Source organism: Lacisediminimonas profundi (genome assembly GCF_008831265.1).
Classification (GTDB): Bacteria; Pseudomonadota; Gammaproteobacteria; order Burkholderiales; family Burkholderiaceae_D; genus Lacisediminimonas; species Lacisediminimonas profundi.
In genome coordinates this window covers 816778-840581 of sequence record NZ_VTTH01000002.1, presented here as the reverse complement: position 1 = coordinate 840581, position 23804 = coordinate 816778, and the positions used below count along the sequence as shown (strand labels likewise).

At 62.5% G+C, this 23804-nt stretch carries 24 protein-coding genes; 12 read left to right on the top strand and 12 right to left on the bottom strand.

Annotated features, from left to right (window positions below; translation table 11 throughout):
* Window positions 1-131: 131 nt before the first annotated feature.
* The 9 genes from FVE66_RS09575 to FVE66_RS09535 all read right to left on the bottom strand — a co-directional run bounded on the left by FVE66_RS09575 (window position 132) and on the right by FVE66_RS09535 (window position 7718).
* Complete coding sequence (locus tag FVE66_RS09575) at window positions 132-845, bottom strand: N-formylglutamate amidohydrolase (protein WP_151447143.1); 714 nt, start codon at window positions 843-845, stop codon at window positions 132-134.
* Window positions 842-2104 (bottom strand): glutamate-cysteine ligase family protein, encoded by a 1263-nt coding sequence (locus FVE66_RS09570; protein ID WP_151447142.1) that lies wholly within the window; start codon window positions 2102-2104, stop codon window positions 842-844. The genes FVE66_RS09575 and FVE66_RS09570 overlap by 4 nt, the downstream gene beginning before the upstream one ends.
* On the bottom strand, window positions 2101-3306 hold the full coding sequence (locus FVE66_RS09565; RefSeq protein ID WP_151447141.1) for a RimK-like ATPgrasp N-terminal domain-containing protein: 1206 nt from the start codon (window positions 3304-3306) through the stop codon (window positions 2101-2103). The genes FVE66_RS09570 and FVE66_RS09565 overlap by 4 nt, the downstream gene beginning before the upstream one ends.
* Window positions 3303-4082 carry a cysteine peptidase family C39 domain-containing protein gene (locus tag FVE66_RS09560; protein WP_206668732.1) on the bottom strand — a complete coding sequence of 260 codons (780 nt, stop codon included), beginning with the start codon at window positions 4080-4082 and terminating at the stop codon, window positions 3303-3305. The genes FVE66_RS09565 and FVE66_RS09560 overlap by 4 nt, the downstream gene beginning before the upstream one ends.
* Window positions 4083-4171: 89 nt before the next feature.
* Complete coding sequence (locus FVE66_RS09555) at window positions 4172-4315, bottom strand: entericidin A/B family lipoprotein (protein ID WP_151447140.1); 144 nt, start codon at window positions 4313-4315, stop codon at window positions 4172-4174.
* A gap of 180 nt (window positions 4316-4495) precedes the next feature.
* Window positions 4496-5080 (bottom strand): hypothetical protein, encoded by a 585-nt coding sequence (locus FVE66_RS09550; RefSeq protein ID WP_151447139.1) that lies wholly within the window; start codon window positions 5078-5080, stop codon window positions 4496-4498.
* A complete protein-coding gene (locus FVE66_RS09545) occupies window positions 5077-5445 on the bottom strand; it encodes a phage holin family protein (RefSeq protein ID WP_151447138.1) in 369 nt (122 codons plus the stop codon). The genes FVE66_RS09550 and FVE66_RS09545 overlap by 4 nt, the downstream gene beginning before the upstream one ends.
* Window positions 5446-5479: 34 nt before the next feature.
* Window positions 5480-5872 (bottom strand): ElaB/YgaM/YqjD family protein, encoded by a 393-nt coding sequence (locus tag FVE66_RS09540; protein ID WP_151447137.1) that lies wholly within the window; start codon window positions 5870-5872, stop codon window positions 5480-5482.
* 409 nt (window positions 5873-6281) lie between these two features.
* Entirely contained in the window at window positions 6282-7718 is a 1437-nt protein-coding gene (locus tag FVE66_RS09535) for an aldehyde dehydrogenase family protein (protein ID WP_151447136.1), read from the bottom strand.
* A 293-nt stretch (window positions 7719-8011) separates the two neighbouring features.
* On the opposite strand from FVE66_RS09535, the gene FVE66_RS09530 reads away from it, so the two are divergent.
* From FVE66_RS09530 to FVE66_RS09520, 3 genes are all read left to right on the top strand, one after another.
* Complete coding sequence (locus tag FVE66_RS09530) at window positions 8012-9415, top strand: 3'-5' exonuclease family protein (protein WP_151447135.1); 1404 nt, start codon at window positions 8012-8014, stop codon at window positions 9413-9415.
* A gap of 100 nt (window positions 9416-9515) precedes the next feature.
* A complete protein-coding gene (locus FVE66_RS09525) occupies window positions 9516-10442 on the top strand; it encodes a pirin family protein (protein ID WP_151447134.1) in 927 nt (308 codons plus the stop codon).
* A gap of 215 nt (window positions 10443-10657) precedes the next feature.
* Entirely contained in the window at window positions 10658-11872 is a 1215-nt protein-coding gene (locus FVE66_RS09520) for a CaiB/BaiF CoA transferase family protein (RefSeq protein WP_151447133.1), read from the top strand.
* A gap of 51 nt (window positions 11873-11923) precedes the next feature.
* Here FVE66_RS09520 and FVE66_RS09515 read toward each other — a convergent pair whose 3' ends face one another.
* A complete protein-coding gene (locus FVE66_RS09515) occupies window positions 11924-12559 on the bottom strand; it encodes a class I SAM-dependent methyltransferase (protein ID WP_151447132.1) in 636 nt (211 codons plus the stop codon).
* 66 nt (window positions 12560-12625) lie between these two features.
* A complete protein-coding gene (locus tag FVE66_RS09510; RefSeq protein WP_151447131.1) occupies window positions 12626-13477 on the bottom strand; it encodes a MipA/OmpV family protein in 852 nt (283 codons plus the stop codon).
* 165 nt (window positions 13478-13642) lie between these two features.
* Between FVE66_RS09510 and FVE66_RS09505 the strand changes: the two genes are divergently transcribed.
* The 3 genes from FVE66_RS09505 (at window position 13643) to FVE66_RS09495 (ending at window position 16725) form a co-directional block, all read left to right on the top strand.
* A complete protein-coding gene (locus FVE66_RS09505) occupies window positions 13643-13888 on the top strand; it encodes a hypothetical protein (protein WP_151447130.1) in 246 nt (81 codons plus the stop codon).
* A 194-nt stretch (window positions 13889-14082) separates the two neighbouring features.
* Complete coding sequence (locus FVE66_RS09500) at window positions 14083-14421, top strand: cupredoxin domain-containing protein (RefSeq protein ID WP_161993236.1); 339 nt, start codon at window positions 14083-14085, stop codon at window positions 14419-14421.
* Between the two features lie 27 nt (window positions 14422-14448).
* Window positions 14449-16725 (top strand): putative bifunctional diguanylate cyclase/phosphodiesterase, encoded by a 2277-nt coding sequence (locus tag FVE66_RS09495; RefSeq protein ID WP_151447128.1) that lies wholly within the window; start codon window positions 14449-14451, stop codon window positions 16723-16725.
* A gap of 98 nt (window positions 16726-16823) precedes the next feature.
* On the opposite strand, the gene FVE66_RS09490 is transcribed toward FVE66_RS09495, so the two are convergent.
* Window positions 16824-17222 (bottom strand): VOC family protein, encoded by a 399-nt coding sequence (locus tag FVE66_RS09490; protein ID WP_151447127.1) that lies wholly within the window; start codon window positions 17220-17222, stop codon window positions 16824-16826.
* Between the two features lie 580 nt (window positions 17223-17802).
* On the opposite strand from FVE66_RS09490, the gene FVE66_RS09485 reads away from it, so the two are divergent.
* The 6 genes from FVE66_RS09485 to FVE66_RS09460 all read left to right on the top strand — a co-directional run bounded on the left by FVE66_RS09485 (window position 17803) and on the right by FVE66_RS09460 (window position 23736).
* Window positions 17803-18297, top strand: coding sequence for a DUF4402 domain-containing protein (locus FVE66_RS09485; RefSeq protein ID WP_151447126.1), 495 nt, complete (start codon window positions 17803-17805; stop codon window positions 18295-18297).
* Between the two features lie 27 nt (window positions 18298-18324).
* On the top strand, window positions 18325-18855 hold the full coding sequence (locus tag FVE66_RS09480) for a hypothetical protein (protein ID WP_151447125.1): 531 nt from the start codon (window positions 18325-18327) through the stop codon (window positions 18853-18855).
* Between the two features lie 34 nt (window positions 18856-18889).
* The gene (locus FVE66_RS09475) at window positions 18890-19378 is read left to right on the top strand and encodes a DUF4402 domain-containing protein (protein WP_151447124.1); all 489 of its coding nucleotides are present in this window, start codon (window positions 18890-18892) and stop codon (window positions 19376-19378) included.
* Between the two features lie 126 nt (window positions 19379-19504).
* A complete protein-coding gene (locus FVE66_RS09470) occupies window positions 19505-20359 on the top strand; it encodes a fimbrial biogenesis chaperone (protein ID WP_161993235.1) in 855 nt (284 codons plus the stop codon).
* A gap of 31 nt (window positions 20360-20390) precedes the next feature.
* The gene (locus FVE66_RS09465) at window positions 20391-23105 is read left to right on the top strand and encodes a stalk domain-containing protein (protein WP_241673111.1); all 2715 of its coding nucleotides are present in this window, start codon (window positions 20391-20393) and stop codon (window positions 23103-23105) included.
* A 247-nt stretch (window positions 23106-23352) separates the two neighbouring features.
* Entirely contained in the window at window positions 23353-23736 is a 384-nt protein-coding gene (locus FVE66_RS09460) for a response regulator (protein WP_151447122.1), read from the top strand.
* Window positions 23737-23804: the final 68 nt, after the last annotated feature.

Sequence of the window (23804 nt, the reverse complement as noted above, 5' to 3'; positions counted from 1 at the left end):
GCTCGTTGCTGCCGTGATGCTGCTTGCCTGCGACAGCAAGGATCCTGCCCACCCCGGCAATCCGCTGCCGCCGCAGAAGCCACCTGCGCCCAGGCTCGACACGTTGGCAAATGCAGCTGCTGCCGCTGCCGCTATCGAATCGCCTGACCGTCACGCCGGATCCAGGTATCGAGCCCATACAGCGTATCCATGAGGGCCAGGCGCAGCCCCGGGTCGCACACCACGTCCTGCCTTACCTCCAGCTCAATCCCGGCGTAAAGAGGGTCGGGATAGTGGCCGCGCAGGCTGGTCGTCAGTCCGTCGGCGACGCCGGGGTAGGGGTAATTCAGGCGCACGGCACGTCCTGGCATGCGTGCCTCCAGGGCTTGCTGCCATCGCTCGCAGAGCATGGCCTCCTGACGCCGGAGCGGATCGAACAGCAGGCCCACCTGGGCATCCCTTTTTTCACCGTTCAGTTCTTCGGCGAAGCTGTGGCAGGACAGGTGCAGCACCGATTCGCCGCGTGAGATGGCGGCCGCTACCGATCGCTCCACAGCTTCACGGTAAGGGTGGTAATACTGCGCGAGGATTTCCTGCTGCAACTCGGGATCCAGCGCTTCAGTGATGGGGGAGAAAATCCCCGGGTGGTCAATCGAACGATTGAGGTCAACCAGCAGGCGGCTCAACACCGCATAGTGGTGAGCGCCGCCAAGTGCTGCGGCCAGAACCCGCGCCAGCCGCAGCGTGCCCTTGTCGTATCCCGCATGACTGTGCAGCAGCTTCCAATGCTCGCGGAACAGCGCACGAAAACGGCCGGGCAGGCGGTTGCCGCCATGTTCGCAGGTGACAATGCAGAACCGGCTCATGCGGCGGGCAGGAACAGGCGGCCGCTGTCCAGGCAGTCGCACAGCTCGCGATACACTGCGACCAGCCGGCTGTGGCTGGTGTCGCCATCCAGCGCTTGCAGGATGCGGCGCGCCAGCGGGCCATGCTCGCTGATTGCCTTCAGGCTGCGGGTCGTGGTTGCCGGCAATGACTCGGCCTGGATGACTTCGCCGATCAGCCAGGCCAGCAGTTCGCGTGCGCTGCACGCGCCGCCGGCATGGCCCAGCAATGACAGGTATTGCTGGTCTTCGATCAGCGCCTGCTCTGCATCCTGCACGCAGCAACGCAGGATGGCCGCAAGCGATCCGGTCGGCATGGCTTGCTGGGCCGCCAGCGGCGGGCCGCGCCGGTAGAGCCGACGCACCATGCCGATCACGGCGGCGGCGATGGCGATGTCGGCCAGCGCATTTTCCTGGGTATCCAGAACGCGGATTTCAATCGCGCTGCGATCGAAGCGGGCAATCGCGCCGCGCGAATTCAGCCATTCATGCTGCAGCATGCCGGAGGGGTCATGTGGCGCCAGGTCGCGGTATATGGGCTTGAGAATCCGCTCCTCGTATTCAGCCCGGCTGGACGCATTTTCAGGAATGATTTGCCCGGCTATCGATGGAATTTCGTCGGCGTTATGCGCATAGGCCTGCATCCGGTAATCCAGCGCCGATGCCAGGCGGCCATCGGCCACCGGGGAGCTGGCGGCAAGCGCCGGCAGCAAGGGCAGCACCAGCCGCACCGCAGCGTGCAGGCGGGCGAATTCCTCGTCCCCGGAAAAGGGCAGGTTGATCTGCATGCTCTGCAGGTTGGCCCAGCCATGCGAGCGGCACTGGAAAATGCTGGCATAGGTGGCATACAGCCCGGCATTGTCGTGCGGCCAGATCTGCATCTCCGTCTTCGGATCCATCCATGGATGCATTCCGCCCGGCATCAGGCGCGCATGGAAGTGGGCCAGCATGCGGTTCAGGTAGCGCACCTCGCGCTGGAAGGCTGGCGCGAGCTGCTCCAGCGGAATGCGCGGGTCGATATTCTTGATCTCGATGACATGCAGCACCAGTTCATTGGACCAGCCCAGCATGCCGCGGAACACATCATTGACGCGTCCCCCGGCTTCGGTATGCAGCACCCGGTCCGCGATCGGCAGGGGGGCCAGGGTCTCGCGATCGACGATCATCAGCTCCAGCTCGATTCCCTGGGCGGAAAAAGCCGGCAGGGCTGTCAGGGTCGGAAAATTCGGGGGACGGCTCATGAGAGCCAGCCCGTGCCAGCCTCGATCCGCGCGCGGATGACGCCGACTACCTGGCGGTACAGCGCATCGCCCAGCACGCCATCCTCATTGCCGGCATCCACGTTGGGATTGTCGTTGACCTCGATGACGTAGCTCTGGCCGCCGCGTTGCTTCAGGTCGACGCCATAGAAGCCGTCGCCGATCAGGCTGGCGGCCGCCAGCGCCAGGCTGACGACGTCCGGCGGCACCTGGTCCAGCGGCACTGCCTCCGCCAGTCCCTCGCTGTAGCGGCTGTCGCCTTCGTGCTTGATCACCTGCCAGTGGCCGGGCGCCATGTGGTAGCGGCAGGCGAACAGCAACCTGTGGTCGAGGATGCCGATGCGCCAGTCGAAATCGGTGGGCAGGTATTCCTGCGCCAGCAGCAGTTCGGAATTCGCAAACAGCGTCGTTGCCCGGTCCCGCAACTCTTGTGGCGTCCGGACCTTGACCACGCCCAGCGAGAATGCGCTGTCGGGCTGCTTCAGGATGCAGGGAACGCCAAGCGCCGGCATGACCTGGTCCAGGTTGCCGCGGTGAACCAGCAGCGTCTTCGGCGTCGGAATCGCGTGGCGCGTCAGCAGTTCGTGCAGGAAGAGCTTGTTGCTGCAGCGGATGATGGAATCCGGATCATCCATCACGACCAGTCCGGCGTTCTCAGCGTGGCGCGCGATCCGGTAGGTGTAATGGTTGAGCCTGGTGGTGTCGCGAATGAACAAGGCGTCAAACTCCGCGATCCGGCCGGACTGGCCCCTGGTGAGGACTTCCGCGCGCATGCCCATGTCGTCGGCCGCCTGCATGAACTTCCGGATCGCGGCACTGTTGGATGGCATGGCCGCGCCGCCTGGGGTGCGCAGGATCGCCAGCGTCGGCATTTCCACCGGTTCGCGGCGGTGGCAGCAGCGTGTATCCAGGCTGCCAGGAATGGCCGCCGGCATGCCGCCGGCATGCATGTCCTCGATTGCCCCGATGTCGGGAACTGGCCGGTGCCCGCGCGCCTCGGCCAGCATCGACACGTAGTAGCCGAAGCTCTGGTAGCGCATGCAATGGCTGAGGTTGAACACCCGGGTGTCGCTGCAGTAGGTGTATGCAGGCTCCGTCAGATAGCGGCAGGCAGTGACCACCTGCAGGCCCCTGATGGTGACAGGCCAGTCGCGCTGATCGCTGACGACGAGCAGGGTCTTCATGGGAGAGCCTGTTGCGGACGATGGCGCGGGTGGATGACCAGCAGGTTGGCGTCATGGGTGACGATGCCGAGCAGGATTGCGCCGATCACCCGGTCGATCCCGATCCAGTATTCATGCGACTGTCCATACGGGTTTTGCTGGTATGGATCGAGCACCAGCACCTTGCCGCGGTCGATGTCGTAGCCGGCGATGACGACGAAGTGGCCGGCCGGCGTGCCACGCACATCGTCGGGCAGGTCGTTTGGCCCGTATTCGCGCGGGGTGCGGTACAGGAAGGTGGAGGAAAGCCCGGTCAGGATCGGATGCTTGCGCCGCAGCATGTTGTGGATCAGCCCGCGGGACAGGTCCATGTGGCGCAGGCGGCCACCGAGTTGCAGGAATTGCAGGTAGCCCTGCGTCGCCCACTGCAGCCGCTGGTCGCTTGCCTTGGCCTCGCTCTGCAGCAGCAGGCGCTGTGCCAGGTCGACGTTCGTGCGTGCGAACCACGAGGGGTCGAACACGTTCAGGTTGTAGGTGTAAATGGTGGCCCGATAGCCCCTGCGCAGCGCGTCACAGGCCAGGTAGACGGCAAAGGTTCCACCCGGTTCCAGCCTGCCGGTGCGGGTGATGATGTCCTGCAGCGGATCGGCATCGTTCCAGTAGCGATATACCGCATGCAGGCAGGTCGGCCCGCAGGTGGTGCCGTCCGGCTGCGCTTCCATGCTCATGGGCAAACGCAGCGAGTCAGGAATTTCTGCGACCAGAGTCGGCGTCTGGCGTAGCACAGGCAGGTTCATTCAGGTCGCATCGGGCAGCGACGACGTCGGGTTACGGCTGCGCCCTGACCCGACGTCTCGATGGCTTCAGTTGAAGGCAATGTCCTTCGCTACTTTTTCTGCGCGCCGGTCGCGGCATCCTGCACCTTCTCGCCGCCGCGCTCCACATCCTGCCCCAAGCCCTTCATGGTGTTGCAGCCAGCCAAGCCTGCAGTGAAAGCGAGCAAGCCAATCAGTGCGATGATTTTTTTCATGATGGATCCCCAAGAATGGTTGAGTGAGAAAAGTTCTTCTTGCAGCCTGGTGCAGCCACTTCCCCTGGTCCGGCCCGATGCATATCCGGCGCAATGCTTCCGGCGCAATACTTCTGGAGCAATACTTGTCTGCTGTTGGTCTCTGCTGCAAATCTTGCCTGGTGCCGGCCTGTCAGGCCATCAGCGTCCGGCGCGCCGCCCCCCGGCCTGTGCCGGCCGCTGGCGGCGCTTGCGCAACCATTGGGTCGCCGCGTTCGCCGCACGTGCCGCCATCTGCATCCGGGCCGGGTCGCGCATGATCATCGACACCGTGCCAGCAAGACTGGCCAGTGCTGCGGCGCCGATCGACGCGCGCTGCACCGCGTGCACATCGCGTTCGGGCGGCGGCACAGGCGTATCCGGCGACACCGCGGCGGCGGATTCTGATTGCGCCTGGAACCTGCGCTGCACCGCCGCCGGCGCCGAGCGCACGACTGTCAATACGCGGCGCGGCCCTATCGCGATCAGCGCCGCCAAGCCCGCTGCGGCTCCGGCTATCGCATACGGATGCGATACGATCCAGCGCATGGTGCTGCTGCGCGGGAATTCGCCCGGCATGCCGCGCAGGTGCTGCGCGTGATGGATGTGACTGACAGCATGGCCGCCTTCGTCCGGGTGCCCGGGTTCGTCGTACTGGCCCAGCATTCTTCGATAGGCGGCGCGGCTGGCGTGAATCTGTTCCAGCAGCGCCTGCCGTTCCTGCTCCAGCGAGCTTGCATGCTTCATAGGCTTTCCTTGACCAGTTCGACGTCACGTTTGAGCTCGGTGCGCAGTGTGTTCAATGCCGATCCCGCGGTGGTGTGCTGACGGGCAAGCCAGATACCGGCGCCCGCTGCAGCGAGGTAAAGCGCGACGACGCCCCATGCCGCGACCGGCAAGTATTCGCTATCCCAGAAGCTCAGGATGATGGCGATGCCGATGAAAACGATGGCAAGCAGGCCGAACAGGCCGGCTGCCGCATATCCCAGCATTTGCATGGCAAGTTCACGGCCTTGCAGCTTGAGCTCGATGCGCAGCAGTTCGAGGTAGTCGCCGATGCGGTCCATCGCAATGACCGAGATCTGCCTGGATTTCTGCAGGGTTTCAAACACCTTGTTTTCTCCGGAAGGGTTAAATCCGAACAATCTAATCGCGGCCGACACGCATCAACGCGCCGATCAGCAGCCCGACGCCAGCGGCAATCGCGACCGACTGCAGCGGCTTTTCCTTCACATAGTCGCTGGTCACGTCCACGCCCTGGTTGATCTGTGTGCGCGCCTGTTCGGCAATGCCGCGCGCAGCGGTGCGCATGTCGCTGAATTTCATCATCATCTTGTCGCGTGCTTCGGAAAGTTCACGTTCGCTCAGATCGGCGGCACGCGACATCAGGTCATCAAGGTCGCGCTTCAGGCTGGACAGCTCCTCACGCATGCGGCTGGATGTGCCTGCGCTGCCACTCGCCGATGATGACGAGCCCGTGAGCGAACCCGGAATGCCGGCACTGCCCTGGCTGCTGCCCGATGGGTAATTTGTTTCCATGCAGATCTCCTTGGTTTCGCTGACTGATCCTGGTGTCCCGATGAGCTTGTCGCGAAAGTGCACTCGAAAGCTGTGCCGGTTCTTTTGCGCAAGCCGCTGTGCTGTGTGGCGATTGCAAGGGACGTGCCAGCATGACAAGAGGCTCGGCGCGCGCAGCAGTCGCAGTGAATGCACTGTTTTCCGGGAGCAGGGAATTGCAGGAGTTACGCGGTAAAAATTGCAGCGCGCACTTGATTGGATTCTTGTCCGGTCCAGCAGGTGCAGTATTTTGGTCCTGCAGACCTGGATGCAAAACGGCCTGCGTTCCCTCGCGGAAAACGCAGGCCGGAAAAGTTCGCCGCTGCTGGCTGCTGCCGGGCGGAAAAGATTCAATGCGGCATCGCTGACGCCGCATGCATCGGGTTTCGCCTTACTGGCTTTTCGGCACCTTGAATTGCAGCGATTTGTACTCGAGGAATTCCTCCATGCCCCACGGACCCATCTCGCGCCCGCGTCCTGATTGCTTGTAACCACCGAAGGGCGCGAACAGGTTGAACGCGCCGCCGTTGATATCGACCTGGCCGGTGCGCAAGCGGCGCGCGATCTGCTGGGCCCGCTCGTCGCTGCCGGCCCACACCGCCCCCGCCAGGCCGTACAGCGTGCCGTTGGCGATCCGTACTGCCTCGTCCTCGTCGCGGTACGTGATGATGGACAACACCGGCCCGAAAATTTCTTCCTGTGCGATCGTGCTGTCGGGCTTTACCCGGCCGAACACCGTTGGCTGCACGTAATAGCCGCGCGGCAGGTCGGCCGGTGCGTCCGGTCCGCCGCACAGCAGTTCTGCACCTTCTTCGATGCCGCGGCTGATGTAGCTGCGCACGCGCTCGCGTTGCGCGCCCGAGGCCAGCGGGCCGAGCTTGGCGCCGCTGGATATCGGGTCGCCAACGGTAAAGGTGCGTGCGATATCGGCGGCGATCTTCGCCGCTTCTTCATAGCGCGACTCAGGCACCAGCATGCGGGTATGCGCCGAGCAAGTTTGCCCGCTGTTGAGGAAACAGGCGTTGACCGTGCCCTTGACTGCGGCCGCCAGGTCGGCGTCGTCGAGGATGATGGCGGCCGACTTGCCGCCCAGTTCCAGCGCCACCCGCTTGACGGTTGCTGCCGCGACTTCGGAAATCCGCTTGCCGGCACGGGTCGAGCCGGTGAAGGACACCATGTCGACGTCGGCATGGCGCACCAGCGCTTCACCGGCCACCGGGCCGGTGCCGCTGACCAGGTTGAACACGCCGGCCGGCACGCCGGCGGCGTCGATCACTTCGGCGAGGATGAAGGCATTGAGCGGAGCGACTTCCGAAGGCTTGAGCACCACGGTGCAGCCAGCCGCCATTGCTGCCGCTACCTTGGCCGCGATCTGATGCAGCGGATAGTTCCACGGCGTAATGCAGACGACCACGCCGACTGGCTCGCGCAAGATGCGCGAATTGCCAGCGGTCTGTTCCCATTCGAAGGTCGTCGCAAGCTTGGCGTAATAGCCGAAATTGGCAATCGGCGATCCGACCTGGATCGGGCCGGCCAGCTTGATCGGCATGCCGACTTCACCGGCGATGGTCTGCGCCAGTTCATCGCTGCGCGCCTTCAGGCCATCCTTGATTTTTTGCAGGTAGGCGCCACGCTCGGCAGGCGCGGTCGTGCTCCAGCTGTCGAATGCGGCACGGGCGGCGGCAACAGCGGCATTGGCGTCGCGGTCGTCGCCTTCGGGTATGCGGCCCATCACTTCTTCGGTTGCCGAATTGATGACGTCTATCGTGTTGCGTCCGGACGGCGTGATCCACTTGCCGTTGATATACAACTTGTCGCGGTTTTGCATGAGCATGTCTCCTGTGTGTTTATGTGCTTCGTGTTGTTGTGCTTGTTTGCCGGGGCCGGCGCCCGTTGGTGGGGACATTGACCTGACGGTGAATGCGGGTGGATCGCGGTTGCTGGCGGGAAGGAAAGCACGGATCGAAAAGCGATCGCGGAGTGCGCGGCCTGCCTTCGGCACCTGCTGCTTGCCGTCCTTTGTTTCATTGGTATTGCGCGAGCCGGGAATTCCCAGCATACTGGTTTTTTATACAGTCTCCAATTTTCGGGGCTGCCTGATTTTCCGCTCACTGCGCTTTCATGTCCACCCACCTGCCTTCCTTTCCCCGCCTGGCCTTTGTCGACCTTGAAACCACCGGCGGCACGCTCGCCACCGATCGCATCACCGAGGTCGGGATCGTCGAAGTTGACGAGGACGGCGTGCGGGAATGGAGCAGCCTGGTCAATCCGGAGATGCCGATACCGGCATTCATACAGAACCTGACCGGGATCTCCAACGAGATGGTGCGCGAGGCGCCGACTTTCGGGCAACTTGCCGATGAAATCCACGCGCGGCTCGAGGGCCGGGTGTTCATCGCGCACAACGCCCGTTTCGATCATGGTTTCCTGAAGCAGGCCTTCGGCCTTACCGGCCACACTTTCCGGCCTTCGGTACTGTGCACCGTGCGGCTCTCGCGCAAGCTATATCCGCAATATGAGCGGCATAATCTCGATGCGCTGGTTGCGCGCCACCGCTTGCAGGTGGCCGAGCGCCACCGGGCGCTGGGCGATGCGCAGCTGATCTGGCAGTTCTGGCAACGCATACGGGACGAGCATGAGCCGGAAGCGCTGGCCGAGGCGGTCGCCAGGCTGACCAAGCGGCCCTCGCTTCCTCCGCGCCTGGATCCGGCAGTGCTGGAGCGGCTGCCGGCCACCCATGGCGTCTACCTGTTCTACGGCGCCAACGAATATCCGCTTTACATCGGCAAGGCCAATAACCTGCGCCGGCGCGTGCTGTCCCATTTCAGCGGCGACCATGCGTCCGACCGCGAGCTGACCTTGTGCCAGCAGACCGAGCGCGTCGAATGGGTCGAAACAGCGGGCGAGCTGGGAGCGCTGTTGCAGGAAGCGCTGCTGGTCAAGGAGCGCATGCCGGCACAGAACAAGAAGTTGCGGCATAGCGAAGACCTGTGCGCATGGCGGCTTTTGCGCAAGGCAGGACGCCTGCAGCCGGTGCTGGCGCGGCCGGATGGCGACCTGTTTTTCGCCCACGACAGCCAGCTCTACGGGCTGTTCACCAGCTCGCGCGCGGCAACCGAGGCGCTGCGCTCGATCGCCGAGGCGCATCAGTTATGCCCGGTGCTGCTCGGACTGGAGAAGCTGCGTGCGGGCCAGGCTGGCCGGCCGTGCTTCGCCAGCCAGATTGGCAAGTGCAGCGGCGCGTGCGCAGGCCACGAAGACCCCGCAGCGCACGACGAACGCGTGCTGGCAGCGCTGGAAAGCCTGCGCCTGAAGCCCTGGCCCTATGCCGGGGCGATCGGCATCAGGGAAGGCGAGGCCACGCATGTGGTCGACGCCTGGGCTTACGTCGGCACCGGCAGCAATCAGGATGAACTTGCGCGCCTTGTCGCGCGCGGACAGCAGCCGTTCGATCGGGATGTCTACCAGATCCTGCAGAAGTGGCTGCCGAAGCTGGGACCGCGTATCTCGTTGCTGCAAGCATGAACAGTGCGCCTGGCGTGATAATCCGGTTTGATTGATTGATTGTTTGGTTGTTTGTTTGATTTTTTGATCCGACTCGATACTGCTCACCACAGGAGGCACCATGCCCGCCACATTCCCCCCTGACAGCGCGCTGCAAACCATCGTCGTTCCACGCACCCGTGACCTCGGCGACAACTTCCAGGTGCGCCGAGCCTTGCCGTCGATCGAGCGGCGCATGGTGGGGCCTTTCGTGTTCCTGGACCAGATGGGTCCCACCGTGTTCGCCCCGGGACACGGCCTGGATGTGCGGCCGCATCCGCATATCGGACTGGCCACCGTCACCTACCTGACCGAGGGCGAGATCGTTCACCGCGACAGCCTGGGTACGCTGCAGACGATCCGGCCGGGGGAAGTGAACTGGATGACTGCCGGGCGCGGCATCGTGCATTCCGAGCGCACCGATCCGCAACTGCGGCCGTCGGGTCCGGCGCTGGCGGGCCTGCAATGCTGGGTGGCGTTGCCGCGTGCCCATGAGGAAGCCGATCCCGCGTTTGCGCATTACAAGGCGGACCAGTTGCCGGTCGAACAGGGCGAAGGCGCGAGTGCCGTCGTCATCGCCGGCAGTTTCTTCGGCCGGCGCTCGCCGGTGCCGACCTTGTCCGACCTGTTCTATGTGGACCTGCGGCTGGAGCCCGGCGCCCGCATCGGTATTCCCGCCGAATATGCCGAGCAGGCGATCTACATTTTCGAGGGCACGGTCGATCTCGGCCGGGATGGCCAGTTCGCTGCCGGGCAACTGCTGGTGTTGAAGCCCGGCACGCCGGTCACGCTGGCGGCCACCGGCAGCGGACCTGCGCGCGTGATGCTGCTCGGTGGCGAGCCCATGGACGGACGGCGCTACCTGACCTGGAATTTCGTATCGAGTTCAGCTGAACGCATCGAGCAGGCCAAGGAAGACTGGCGCCAGCAGCGCTTCGATCCGGTGCCGGGGGAGAGTGAATTCATTCCCTTGCCGGACTTGCCGGGGAAGCCGGTGGCTTATCCGTGATCGGCCGATTTCAATAGCAGCAAGAGTGTCGAAGGCCGAGCGACTTTATGGCTCCCTCCCCTTGAAAGGGAGGGGGCGTTCTTGGCGTGGGCCGGTCTACGCGGTCAATGACGATGTGGGTAACGATCAGCCCTCGCAGTCGACCCAACGACCGCCCCCAGCCCATACGCCCGTACAATACCCGCCGACATGAATTCATTCACGTACGCCTGCCAATGACCACCACCACCAATACAACAACTCCCGGCCCGCTGGCCGGCCTGCGGGTGCTCGAAATGGGTAGCCTGATCGCCGGCCCGTTTGCTGCCAAGACGCTTGCCGATTTTGGCGCCGACGTCATCAAGATCGAGCCGCCGGGGACTGGCGACGGCCTGCGTTCATGGCGCGCGCCGGAAGGAGAGACCTCGGTCTGGTGGCATGTGCAGGCGCGCAACAAGCGATCGGTGGCAATCGACCTGCGGCAGAAAGAAGGGCAGGACCTGGTGCGGGAGCTGGCCTTGCAGGCCGATGTGGTGATCGAGAATTTTCGGCCGGGAACGCTGGAGCAGTGGGGGCTGGACTACGACAGCCTGTCGGCGCGAAATCCGAAGATCATCATGCTGCGCATTTCCGGCTACGGCCAGGATGGCCCGAAGCGCGACTTGCCGGGCTTCGGTGTGGTGGCCGAGGCCATGGGCGGCTTGCGTTACATCACCGGCATCCCCGGCCAGCCGCCGGTGCGTCCCGGTATCAGCATCGGCGACTCGCTGTCGGCATTGCATGGCGTGATCGGCATCCTGATGGCGCTGTATCACCGTGTCGCGCATGGCGGACAGGGGCAAATGATCGACGTCGCCCTGTACGAGTCGGTGTTCAACATGATGGAGGGAGCGGTCGCCGAATACGATCGCTATGGCACGATTCGGGAGCCGGCCGGCAGCGCCATCCAGGGCATCGCCCCGACCAACGCCTATCCCTGCGCCGATGGCCGCTATGTGCTGGTCGCGGGCAATGGCGACAGCATTTTCCGGCGCTTGATGCAGTTGATCGGACGCGAAGACCTCGCCAGCGATCCCGCGCTGGCGCGCAATCCCGGCCGGGTCGCACGGATGGAAGAGATCGATGCGGCAATCGCCGCATGGACTTCGCGGCATACGCTGGAGCAGTGCTTGTCGGCACTGGCGGAGTCAGGCGTCCCGGGCGGAAAGATCTACACCATCAAGGACATCGTCGAGGACGAGCAGTATGTCGCCCGCGACATGATCAGGACCGTCAAGCTCAAGGATGGCAGTTCGCTGAAAGTGCCCGGGGTGGTGCCCAAGCTGTCGGCCACGCCGGGTGGATTCGATGCCGGCGGTCCGGACCTGGGGCAGCACACCGAGGAAGTGCTGCGCGAAATCGGCGTCAATGATGAACGGATTGCAGCCTTGCGCTCGAAAGGGGTTCTGTAGCGCGGGATCCTGTAGCGCGCGTGCCGGCAATGGCGGAGTTGGTGTCGCCCTTCAGCTGGCTGGCTTGCGCGCCACCATGCCGATCAGCGCCGAGCGCCCGGCGTGACGCGCACCTTCCTGGAGTTCGGCTTCGTATTCGCGCAATTCCAGCATCTCGAAGCCGGCCCACATTTGTTCAAGCAGCGGCGCGGTGTAGAGATGGGAGAGTTCCGGGGGGCCGCCGGTGCGGTACTCCAGCTGTTTGGGCGTATAGCCCTGGAGTAACACCAGTCCGCCCGGTTTCAGCGTACGCTTGATGTTGTCGAACATGCGTTCCCGCATCGCCGGATCGGCGAACTGGACGAAGATTGCGGCGACCACATCGTAGGTCTGCCGTGGCCACGGCCAATTGTCGCAATCGGCGACATCGTAGTGCACCTCGACGCCAGCCTCTTGTGCCAGCTTGCGCGCCTTGTCCACGCCTTTTCCGGCGATGTCGAATGCATCGACCAGCAGGCCTTGCCGCGCCAGCCAGACGCTGTTGCGTCCCTCGCCGTCGGCCACGCATAGCGCGCGTTGCCCGGGCAGCAGCATAGGGGCGTGATCGCGCAGCCAGAGATTGGGTTCGGTTCCGAAAATATATTCGTCGGACTGGAAGCGCTTGTTCCAGTGTTCGGCGGCATCGGGGAAGGCGGGCGGGGTGCTCATGTTTGCGGTGCTCCTGATTTAGGATGATCCGATATTAATCCCTGTGGATGCGCGGTGCGAGCAGCGCTATTCGTTCGCCTCCACCATCGTGCGCGACTGCCCGAATACCCACGACACCCCGAACCCCGCCGCCAGGGAGTTGCGGCTGCGCATCAGCGGGCTGTCTTCGAACGCAGCGCCGCCAAGATAGTCATAGCGCGCGAATGCGCCCACCCAGAAATTCGGAAAGCGGCGGGTCAGCGTCACTGTCACCTGCGAGCCGGCATACCCCGCGCGCGCTGCATACGCCGGCCGCGAGGGCAGCACTTCGCTGCTGGCCACGCTGTAAAAGGTCTCGTTGTAACGCCGATCCTGGAATTGGGGGCCGCCGCTGACCGACAGGTTCCAGCCCGCCATGCCGGGTAATTCCCGGCCCTGCCAGCCCAGGCTGGGGGCGAACACCCAGCCGACATGGCGCAAGGGCGTGTCCAGCGCTATGGCGGCCCGCAGCGGAAAGCGAAGTTGCAGCGTGGAGCGCGAATCTGGCGGGCGCAGGTGGATGTTGAGCGTCGGGCCCAGTTCCACCGTTGGCCGCAGGTCGGCCATGCCACGCCGCGCATTGTTGTTCCGGCTGGTGACCGGCAGCGTGCCCAGCGCGCTGATGTTCAGTTCGATCCGCTCGCTCTGGAACAGCATGGTCCGTATGCCGTCCCGGTCCGCTTTCAGCCACTCGCCGCGATAGACCAGGTAGGGCAGGGGCAGCACGGTCTGGCCGCGCTGATCCGCGCCGCGATAGTCGGGCAGCGACAACACGCCGATTCCGACCCCGGCTTCCCACAGCGGAAATGTGCCGGCATGGGCGCAAGGGATGGCCAGCAGCGACAGCCACAAGGCGCGGCGCAGGATCTGCAATCTGCGAACAGCGAAAAGCTTGGTCATGGAGTGCGGGCGGACCGGCCAGGCGGTCGATTCATCGGATACCACATTCTTGCGTTGGCGGGCCCGGCGCGCCTTGCGCCCGCTGCAAGTCCATGCGTGTTCTCGTGATTGCAATGCCCGGCCGCACCGCGCATGATGAAATTCATTGTCGTCACAGGAGTGCGAATGAAGACCGATCAGGAACGGCTGGAACAACTGGAAAAGACCGTTGCACACGCGCTCGGTCAATTGCTGGCTGCCAACCTGGCGCTCGGCTGTCTGTTGCGCACCCATCAGGATCGCGAGGCTGCAGCGGCCATGATCAACCAGGAATATGAACAAGCGGTCACGCAAGTGCTCAACACCAATTTTCCCGAGGCCTTCCTGGATGGAATGATGACGGTGCGGAACAGGTTCCTGTTCAAGCCCTGAAGCCCTGAAGCCCTGAAGCCCTGAAGTCCTGACCCGACCGCTCTGCGGGCGTCCGGATTTGCGCAAGATCAAGGACTGTTGCTGTACGGCATGTTTATATGATTTCCATGGAGAAACATATGCGCCAATCTGATAGGATCGACTCGGCTTCGAGCTCCTTCTGGTTGGCTGTTGAAGAGCAGTAGGGAGATATGATGACAATATGGCATTGCATTGGTGCAATGTGCTTGATCGGCTTGCAGGCAACCCAGGCTGCTTGCGCCCAGGAGCAGGCGGTTACGCTGGTGCTCGGGCCGGACTATCGGTTCGTGCCGTCACGGGTGGTCGTCCCGGCCAATTCTGGTTTTCGGTTGCTTGTGCGCAACGAGAGCGGACAGCATGACCGTATCGGCAGCGATGACCTGAATGTTGAACGGGGTGCGGTGCCGGGAGAAACCACGGAAATTGCGATTGGACCCCTGCGCAGCGGGGCTTACAGTTTTTTTGGCTACAGGAACAAGGTCACCGCGAAAGCGGAAATAGTGGTCCAGTAGCTGGCAACAAGTTATCTGACAGGCTTAATGATGTTGTTCCCAATGGGTCCGGAGCGGGCTGGCCGGGCTCCTCGTCGACGACAGGACTTTGCGTCGACCCTTCGCTTGGTGCTGTCCGGCTTCTTCGGCATCGCGCTGGCTACGCTTGTGCTCTACGCGGCCCTCAGTTGGCAGGACCAGAAGCGGGCCCTGACTCAATCCATTGTCCAGCAGAGCAGATACCTGTCGGGACTGTCCGAGGATTTCCTGTCGGGGGTCGCCTATGGCATCGACGCAATTGCCCGGACTGTCGGCCAGACCCGTTCGATCGAGCATGCCGAAGCGATGTGGGACACGCTGCGTTCCAGTCATCCTGAAATCGATTCGCTGCTGTTGACGGATAGCCACGGGAAAGTGAGCTTCAACAGCGCCGGCACTCGCGAGGACCGAAGTGCGCGCTTCCTGCAGGACCTGTTCACGATGGAGAGCAGGGGCGGCGCCCGATTTTATCTGGGCGTGCCGCGCTATGACCAGAACTTTGACAATCCGGAATTGGGGATCAGCCATGTCAGCCATGATCAGCACGGGCTGGCGCTGTGGCGCGTTGAAGCAAAGGTCAAGCTGACCCAGCTGACGCGCAGGTGGCAGCCCGAACTGTTGCCGGCCGGCGCCAGGGTGCTGCTGCTGCATTCGAACGGCTATGTGATTGCAGAAGGCGGAGCAAGCACGGACGGCTTCGACGAACATTTTCCCGGGCTGGTCAGCGCCATCGCAGCGGTGAAGGGGATCGAGGGCGCAATAGATACCGGCGATTCAGGGATGATCCTGGCCGTCCAGCGCCTGCAGAGGCAGCACGCCACCCTGCTGATTGCATTGCCAGTCAGCGCAGTGTGGGATCGGTGGCTGGAAAACAATCTCGTGCTGTTCGTTGCTTTTGCCGTTTCCATGCTGGTGTACCTGGCGCTGGCCGTGCTCTTGCTGCGGCGCGAGCGGCTGCACAGCCGGCAGTTGCTGGAGCAGGCCGACACTGATGCACTGACTGGCATTCCAAACCGGGCAGCCGCCGGGCGGCACCTTGCGCAGAAGATCGCGTGGGCCCGGCGCGAACATGCAAACCTTGGCGTCGTCTACATCGACCTCGATGAGTTCAAGGGCATCAACGACAATTACGGCCATCAGAGCGGCGACCGGCTGCTGGTGCTACTGACGCAGCGCCTGTCATCGAGGTTGAGGGCAGGGGATCTGCTGGCACGGCTCGGCGGGGATGAATACCTGGCGGTGGTGAACTGCAGCAACAGCAGCGAACTGGTGGCGGTGTGCCAGCGCTTGCTGGACTCGGTGGGCGAGCCGATCCTGGTCGACGACCGCTGGCACCGGCTGACCTTGTCGATTGGCGCCAGTTATTATCCGGACGATGGCGTCACCGCCGAAGACCTGCTGAAACGGGCCGACATCGCGATGTATGCAGCCAAGGGCGCCGGCCGCAACGCCTGCCGCCTGTTCAACAGCCTGATGGCAGATGAGGCGCGCGCCAGGTCCGAGTTGAAAATGCAGCTGGAGCAGGCGCTGGCCGGCGACCAGTTCGAACTGTACTACCAGCCGCGTTTCAACCAGGCCCGTGAAATGGTGGGGGTGGAAGCGCTGCTGCGCTGGCGCCACCCCGAGCGTGGACTGCTGGCGCCCGAGCACTTCATTCGCTTTGCGGAAGAATGCGGGCTGATCGTTCAGCTCGGGCGCGTGGTGCTCGAACGTGCATGCCGGCAGGCACTGTCCTGGCAGCAGACACTGTCCAGGCCGCTCAGCGTGTCGATCAATGTCTCGGTGAGAGAGTTGGAAGAGCAGGATTTCGCCGCGCAGGCGTTGCAGATCGTGGCGGAGTCCGGGGTTGACCCGCGGCTGATCCAGTTGGAAGTCACCGAAAGCATGCTCTCATCCAAACCGGATGAGGTGTTGGCCTGCCTGGAAAAACTGGCAACCGCCGGACTGACCATAGAACTGGATGATTTCGGTACAGGCTATTCCTCGCTCAGCTACCTGCGCCGCCTGCCGATCAGGACCATCAAGATCGACAAGTCCTTCGTGCACGACATTGAAACGGTGCCGGAAAGTCGCTCGCTGGTGGTCGCCATCATCGCCATGGCCAAGGCCTTGAACTGCAATGTCGTCGCCGAAGGTGTGGAGAACGAAGCGCAGTTGCGCTTCCTCGAGTCGTGTGCTTGCACGCAGTTCCAGGGTTACTACCTGGCGCTACCGATGACGGCGCGCGAGATCGGGGAGCGGGATGCCGCGTGGGCTAGCGAAAGGGCATTGTCAGCCACGGCCTGATCCGGACCGCCCCGGGCAGGGGGCGTCAGTGGCGTCTACCTTGCCGCAAGGGCCGTACGGCACATACGCGACCGCTGCCCTGCCAGTGCCTGGCCCGGCTATTGAGGCGGCCCGCTCATCACAAACGGCTCCCAGATATGGCCGTCCAGATCTTCGAACGAATGGCTGTACATGAAGCCGAGGTCTTCCGGTTGGCGCGCGATCATGCCGCCGGCCGCGACGGCTTTCGCCACCATGCTGTCGACTTCTTCGCGGTTTTCGCATTCCAGGGCGAGCAGCACTTCGGTCGACTTGTGTGCGTCGACTATCGTCTTGCGAGTGAATGTCCTGAAAAAATCCTCGACCAGCAGCATGACCGTGATGTTGTCGCTGACCACCATGGCCAGCGCCTGGTCGTTGCTGAACTCCGGGTTGAAGCCGAAGCCCAGGCTGCTGAAAAAGGCGCGGGTCTGCTCCAGGTTCCTGACTGGCAGGTTCACGTAGATCTGTGTTGGCATGTCGGATACTCCACAGGAAAAGTTGACAGAAGATAATCGCGCTCGGCTCGGCGCCATCCAGTACATGGCCGTACTCTCGACCCTTGACGGGCGCGTGCCTTGATTTACAGCAATGCCGCTTATCCCTTTTGCTTCAAGGACTTGAGCCCATCCCGGACGAGTTGTCCACATGGTTTTCAACTGCGCCTGTGGACAGATTGCATGGTCGGTCTCTTTGGCCGGTCTTGGCGGAAATACAAGGCCATGATCGATCGGATGACTGAAGTTGCATGATTACAACGGGGCTCATCACAAAACGTGTAAACACATGTGCAAGGAGCGCGCCAGAACTGAAAAAAATGGTCAAAAAGCGGAGATTAATTGCCATACAGAAAGTTTAATTTCCATGCAGTAACGAAATGTAGCAATTAGTTCCTTTACTCTAATAAAAACAAGGAAATAGCAGGAAAAAATTATCTGTCTGACATTTTTCCGCGTTGCAAAAGCATTTACATTCTGTCCTGTAACTTGATGAGCGGAAACGAAGGGTCCAAGACCTCCGCGATCAGGGCAAAATTTCAAAAACCTGGAGGTAGTGAAAATGTCAAAGATTTCGTTCAAAAAATTGGGCGCGGCTGCATTGGTTCTTGCTGCCTTCGGCGTTTCGGGTTCGGCATTTGCAGCGTCGGCAAGCGGCACTGCAAACGCAACGGTGCTGACGCCGATCGCGATCGCCGCCGGTAACACGCTGGAATTCGGTTCGTTCGCAGGCAATGGCGCCGGCACGGTGGTAGTCTCCGCTGCTGGTGCTCGTAGCGCGACCGGCAGCGTGCTGTTGATTCCAGGCGGCACGATCCGGGCCGGCACGTTCACTGTGACCGGTACCGGCAATGCCACCTTCGCCGTCACGTACCCGGGTTCGGTCAACCTGAGCAACGGCACGGAGACAATGGCATTGCAAGTCGCTGGCGCGGCGACCGGCACACTGGCCAGCGGAACGGCCACGGTCAATGTCGGCGGTACGCTGACGGTTGCGGCGGCCCAGGCTGCAGGTTCGTACACCGGCACCTATTCGATGACCGTCGAATATAATTAATCACCAAAATCACTGGTCCAGCTGGCCATGCGCCTACCTCGATTGAATTTGCTGCACACCGCTCCGCTGTTGATGCTGCTCGTGGCATCGACAGCGGAAGTCGACGCAGCATCTGCGGTCGGCCGTGCCAGTGCGACAGTGGTCAATGCCAACTTCATCACGCCGGTCAATATCTCGGTCGCGCGGCCGTCCATCATCAGCGGGCAGCCGAGTGTCGCGACCAGCCAGGGACCGGCGATCGCGTCGGTGATCGCGGGTGGCGAAGGCTTGTCGAACGTTGTCAGGATCGCCGGCGTTGCTGTATCCAGTGTCGACGGCGGATCGGCGCTCAGCTTCAGCGTTGCCGGGGACACGACTTCCGCCTATGTCGTCCAGCTTGCGAGCCCGCAGTCCGGTTCTGCACCGGGGGATAGCCTGGAGTTGCTGGGCACCGGTTCCCCCAGCCTGATCCTGGCGGCGCAGCCCTTGATGGGTAGCGGCCGGCTGGCAATTGTCTTCAGCCAGGCGCCATCCGACCTGGTGCCGGGGGCGATCAGCCTTTCCGTCAACTACAACTGAAGCGCGAGCCGCAGCAGTGACTCAACGCCGATCCATGTCCGGAAGAACCAAACCACTGCGCGCAGCTTTGCTGGGAATCCTGCTGGGCATCGGCTTGATCCCGAACGTGTCCACTGCGGCCACTTCAGCACTCACCTTCGTCCGGGACATCGATTTCGGCACATTCACCGTACTCGGTTCGTGCATGAACTGCACCATAACGATCGCCGCTGACCCGACTGGAACGCGGTCAGCGTCGGCCGGCGTGATCCTGAACCCGACAAATCCAGGAACCTCGGGACAGTACGACGTGCTCATGACCGGCGGCGCCCCCTTTACTTATACTGCTACGGTCACGCCGGCCACGGTCAACATGGTTACTGCCGGCGGAACAATGACCGTGCAAACCTTTACCACCTCGCAGACCACAGTGGTGAAAAAGGCAAATACCCTGTACGTCGGGGCTACGCTGCGCATTCCATCGGTTGGCGTGACGGCTGGAACATTCACTTCCGGCACTTATACAGTGACGACCAGCCCATGATGATTGTTACTTCCGAACAATATCGCGTATGCTATACGGCAACAATTCGTAATACAGTCCGTGGTCCGCATGTTCGTGAAGGCAGGATCCGACTTTCAAAGCGCTACAGGCGCACAGGGTGAACAGGTGAACCAGATTCGACGTTACCGGCCACTAGGGCTGCTCATCGCTTGCTGCCTCACGCTGTTCAGCGTTCCGGCGCTGGCGGACCTGATGATCAACCCGACCCGCGTCGTGTTCGAGAAGAACCAGCGCGCCGCATCGATAGACCTGATCAACGACGGCACCAAGCCAGCCAGTTACCGTGTCAACCTGGTTAATCGACGCATGTCCGAGGATGGCCAGTTCAGCCGGGTCGAGCAAGCCGTTCCGGGCGAACAGTTCGCCGATTCCATGGTCGTGTTCTCGCCGCGCCAGTTCACGATCCCGGCCGGTGGCTCGCAAGTGGTGCGGATCGCGGTGCGCAAGCCGGCAGGACTGGCAGCGGGCGAATATCGTTCGCACCTGAGTTTCGACCGGCTGCCGGACGCCGACGAGGCGACCAACATCGAGAATGTGAACAAGAAGCTGCCGCCGAATGAAATCGGTGTCCAGATTACCGCGCTGATCGGCGTGTCGATCCCTGTCATCGTTCGTGAAGGCAACACCCGGGCGGAGGTGGCGATATCGGGCGTCGAGCTGCGCAAGCCGGCTAATGCCGGACAGCCGCCAATGCTGGCGCTGCAGCTGAATCGCAGCGGCAACAGTTCGGTCTATGGTGACATCGTCGTCAACTTCACCCCAGCCGGCGGCACGGCCACGGTTGTCGGACGCGTCAGCGGCCTGGCGGTCTATACGCCGAATCCGCTGCGCCGCGCCACCATCAACCTGCAGGTGCCGCCAGGCACGTCGCTGCAGAATGGAAAGCTCAGCGTCCTGTTCCAGGAGCGTGCTGATGCGGGTGGAAAACAGTTGGCCGAGGCATCGATTGCCATTCCCTGAAGCGTTGGATTGAGGATGGCTGGACCGGTGGATGCCAATTGAATCACGAAGTACCTTTTCCCTGACGCTATCGAGGGCGCACCAGCGACGCAAGCCATATCTCCCTTCGGCATTGATGGTCGTTTGCGGGTTCCATGGCCTGATGCATGCGGTACCGGCATTCGCGCAGCCTGCTTCCGGGGTAGCCGCTCCGGTTGCCCGTACATCGTCACTGACATCGACCAATCTGGTATTGCTCGAATTGCGCATCGACGGCTACCTGCTGTCCGATTCGATCACCGCTTACCAGGCTGGCCAGAAAGTTTTCCTGCCGCTGGGCGAGGTCGCCCGGGCATTGACCGTGGCGATCCAGGTCAATCCCGGGAATAGAACCGCTACGGGGTTTGTCCGGCGCGAAGACTCCGGTTTTTCGCTGAACGTGAAAACAGCAACGCTGGAGCTTGGGGGGCAGCGCACGGAATTCGACCCGGCGGCCATCCTGCTGCAGGACGACGATATCTATGTCGAAAGTCGAACCCTGGCCCAATGGCTGAAGGTCGATTTTTCGATCAACATGAACAGCCTGCAGGTCGAGGCCAAGCCAGTCGAGCCCCTGCCTATCCAGTTGCGGCTCAAGCGCGAGCGTACGCTTGAAGCGATCGCCAGCCAGAAGCCACAGGAACGCCCGGATCTGCCGCGCCTGAAAATGGCCTACAAGCTGGCCGACGTTCCGTTCATCGACCAGACCATCTCGCTTGGCGCCCGCCGGGGCAACGGCTCGAATACAAATTCGGCCTCGTACACGACCTATATGAAAGCCGACCTGGCGGGCATGCAGGGATCCCTGTTCCTGGCGGGCTCGAACCAGCCGGACTCCACAGAGTCCCGCTTCACGCTCGGCCGCAGCGACCCTCAGGGCGAATTGCTGGGCCCCCTGCGGGCACGCAATTTCGCGGTGGGCAATGTACCTGTCGCCGGCATCCTGAACCTGACCCGTACCAATGACACCGGTCGCGGCGTGACGATCAATAACCTGCCGCTCGACCGACCGGCACGCTTCAATACCCATTCGCTACAGGGCGACTTGCCGCCCGGCTGGGACGTGGAGTTGTTTTTCAACGAGGCGCTGATCGCCTACCAGCAGTCCAGGGCGGATGGCAAATACCGGTTCGATGACCTGGCGCTGGTGTTCGGCCCCAACGATTTCCGCCTGGTGTTCCACGGTCCCCAGGGACAGGTCCGGATCGAAAAGCAGAGCTTCCTGCTGGACGAGTCGATGTCCGTGCCGGGCAGCTTCATTTACAACCTGGCCAGCAGCCGTGATACCAATGGCCTGCGTCACTCCGTCGCGCTTGGGGAATACGGACTGAGCAAGTCCGTGACGCTGGCCGGCAGCGTAATCAACGATCAGAAGACGGACGGCACGATCGGGCGCTACCAGAGCATGGGCTTGCGCGCCTTCACTGGCCCGGCGCTGTTCACCGGCAACCTGACGCGTCAGGCCGAGGGAGGATTGCTGTCGGATATCGGCCTGAAGACCCGCCTGGGCAAGACGGCGATTGGCTACAACCGGCTGCTGGCTTCGCGCGGCTTCAGCAGCGACTATTTTCCGATGACCAGCGACCCGGTTCGTACCCGTGACCGCCTGCGCCTGGACAGCGTGTTGCCAGGCGGGCCGCTCGGCGTGCTTCCGGTCAACTTCCAGGTGCAGCGCGACAAGACCGAGACGGGTAACAACATCACGGACAGTACGGCGCTGGTGTCCGCCAACATCAACTCGATTGCGCTGAGCAACCAGTTGCACTTGGGTACCTCGCCCGGCTATCGCGTCCTGGATGGCGCGTTTTCCACTGCCAGCAGTTTTGGCGCATTCCGCTTGCGCGGCCAGGTCAACTACCTGCTGCGTCCGGACACCCGCGTCTCCGCCCTTGCCATTACTGCGGACCGTACCCTGCGCAATGGTTACCTGGTCAATGTTGGTGCCACACGGTCCTTTACCAGCCCTGAATTGCGGATGACCGTATCGCTCAACAAAAGTCTCGGCAGCTATGGCATGGCCGTCACCGGCGGTTACAGCTCGCATGGCGAATACAGTATCGGACTGGTGTTTTTCCTGGGGGCGGGACGTGATCCGCGCACCGGAAAATGGATGAGCAGCGCGATGCCTTTCGCGGATAGCGGTGCCGCCTCCGCGCTGGTGTTCCTCGACCGCAATGGCAATGGCATGTTCGACGCCGGCGATGAGCGCATGAAGGGCATCGGGTTCAATGTCAATGGCGCGAACTCGCAAGTGCGCACCGGCGACGATGGGCTGGCATTCCTCGAACGGCTGCCGCCATGGCGCGATGCGGACATCACCCTCAACCGCAGGACCCTGGAAGATCCGCAGATGTCACCGCTGGGCAAGGGCTTCCGGCTGGTGCCGCGCCCGGGAAATGCCGCAAGCCTGGATTTTCCTGTCGTGTACACGGGCGAGCTGGATGGCACGGTCTTCCTGCAGGCTGATGGCCGGCGACGTGGCGCCGGTAATGTGCAGGTCGAACTGGTCGACGACAAACAAAAGATCGTGGCCACGGCACGCAGCGAGAACAACGGCTTTTACCATTTCGAAGAGGTACCGCCTGGCAAGTACCAGTTGCGGATTTCGCCGGCACAGGTGCAGCAGTTGAATCTTCAGGTCACATCGCCCAAGGCGGTTACCGTATCGCCCAGTGGCGAGCCGGTGCCCCCGCAGGATTTCGAATTGCAGCGGGTCGACGGGAAATGACGGTAAGGGCGCGACCAGCCTGCTAAGTGATACCCACAATTCCTGTGTGCATGTAACTTGTGCAAACTTCTTCTCGCCCACGCAAGTGGGAGCGATCCAACGGAAGTCATTCGAGCCCGCCATCAAGAGCGGGCTTTTTTTGTGTGCCGGGCCTTTCTGCATCAAGCCGGCAGCGGGCCAGTTCAGCAAAAATGGACGGCCGATATGGAACAATCGTCGCCCTGCTCGTGAAAACCGGAGCATCCGGATGAACAAGAATTCAAAGGCCTTGAGCGTATTGATCGTCGACGACAACGAAGACAGTGCTTGCATCATCAAGGCCATGCTGGAAGCGCTTGCGCCGGTGCGGGCCCGGATAGCCCACGAGCCGATGGCGGCACTGGATGTTGCCGCTACCGATCCCCCCGATCTGTGCCTGCTGGATATTGGCTTGCCGGGAATGGATGGATACGACCTTGCCGCCTGCCTGCGCAAATCGCTTCCGGATACCGTGTTCGTCGCCCTGTCGGGGATGCACCGGGATGAAAACAGGGAGCTGGCGACCGGCGTGCGCTTCAGTCGCTTCCTGGAAAAGCCGGCCCGCATGGAAGCCTTGAAGGCGCTGCTTGATGAGGTGGAGGCCAGCCGCTGAATACGCCGATGTCGGCGCCTGCCCATGTAGAGCGCTGCGGAAATGGCCCATGATTTCAAGCTGTCTTG

Excerpts from the sequence above, each read along its gene's own strand:
- FVE66_RS09575 (WP_151447143.1), bottom strand. The coding sequence starts at position 845 with ATGAGCCGGTTCTGCATTGTCACCTGCGAACATGGCGGCAACCGCCTG.
- FVE66_RS09465 (WP_241673111.1), top strand. The coding sequence starts at position 20,391 with ATGCCAATTGAATCACGAAGTACCTTTTCCCTGACGCTATCGAGGGCG.
- FVE66_RS09535 (WP_151447136.1), bottom strand. The coding sequence starts at position 7,718 with ATGCAAAACCGCGACAAGTTGTATATCAACGGCAAGTGGATCACGCCG.
- FVE66_RS09475 (WP_151447124.1), top strand. The coding sequence starts at position 18,890 with ATGTCCGGAAGAACCAAACCACTGCGCGCAGCTTTGCTGGGAATCCTG.
- FVE66_RS09555 (WP_151447140.1), bottom strand. The coding sequence starts at position 4,315 with ATGAAAAAAATCATCGCACTGATTGGCTTGCTCGCTTTCACTGCAGGC.
- FVE66_RS09500 (WP_161993236.1), top strand. The coding sequence starts at position 14,083 with ATGACAATATGGCATTGCATTGGTGCAATGTGCTTGATCGGCTTGCAG.
- FVE66_RS09570 (WP_151447142.1), bottom strand. The coding sequence starts at position 2,104 with ATGAGCCGTCCCCCGAATTTTCCGACCCTGACAGCCCTGCCGGCTTTT.
- FVE66_RS09560 (WP_206668732.1), bottom strand. The coding sequence starts at position 4,082 with ATGAACCTGCCTGTGCTACGCCAGACGCCGACTCTGGTCGCAGAAATT.
- FVE66_RS09525 (WP_151447134.1), top strand. The coding sequence starts at position 9,516 with ATGCCCGCCACATTCCCCCCTGACAGCGCGCTGCAAACCATCGTCGTT.
- FVE66_RS09550 (WP_151447139.1), bottom strand. The coding sequence starts at position 5,080 with ATGAAGCATGCAAGCTCGCTGGAGCAGGAACGGCAGGCGCTGCTGGAA.
- FVE66_RS09510 (WP_151447131.1), bottom strand. The coding sequence starts at position 13,477 with ATGACCAAGCTTTTCGCTGTTCGCAGATTGCAGATCCTGCGCCGCGCC.
- FVE66_RS09530 (WP_151447135.1), top strand. The coding sequence starts at position 8,012 with ATGTCCACCCACCTGCCTTCCTTTCCCCGCCTGGCCTTTGTCGACCTT.
- FVE66_RS09480 (WP_151447125.1), top strand. The coding sequence starts at position 18,325 with ATGCGCCTACCTCGATTGAATTTGCTGCACACCGCTCCGCTGTTGATG.
- FVE66_RS09490 (WP_151447127.1), bottom strand. The coding sequence starts at position 17,222 with ATGCCAACACAGATCTACGTGAACCTGCCAGTCAGGAACCTGGAGCAG.
- FVE66_RS09505 (WP_151447130.1), top strand. The coding sequence starts at position 13,643 with ATGAAGACCGATCAGGAACGGCTGGAACAACTGGAAAAGACCGTTGCA.
- FVE66_RS09460 (WP_151447122.1), top strand. The coding sequence starts at position 23,353 with ATGAACAAGAATTCAAAGGCCTTGAGCGTATTGATCGTCGACGACAAC.
- FVE66_RS09495 (WP_151447128.1), top strand. The coding sequence starts at position 14,449 with ATGATGTTGTTCCCAATGGGTCCGGAGCGGGCTGGCCGGGCTCCTCGT.
- FVE66_RS09565 (WP_151447141.1), bottom strand. The coding sequence starts at position 3,306 with ATGAAGACCCTGCTCGTCGTCAGCGATCAGCGCGACTGGCCTGTCACC.
- FVE66_RS09485 (WP_151447126.1), top strand. The coding sequence starts at position 17,803 with ATGTCAAAGATTTCGTTCAAAAAATTGGGCGCGGCTGCATTGGTTCTT.
- FVE66_RS09540 (WP_151447137.1), bottom strand. The coding sequence starts at position 5,872 with ATGGAAACAAATTACCCATCGGGCAGCAGCCAGGGCAGTGCCGGCATT.
- FVE66_RS09515 (WP_151447132.1), bottom strand. The coding sequence starts at position 12,559 with ATGAGCACCCCGCCCGCCTTCCCCGATGCCGCCGAACACTGGAACAAG.
- FVE66_RS09520 (WP_151447133.1), top strand. The coding sequence starts at position 10,658 with ATGACCACCACCACCAATACAACAACTCCCGGCCCGCTGGCCGGCCTG.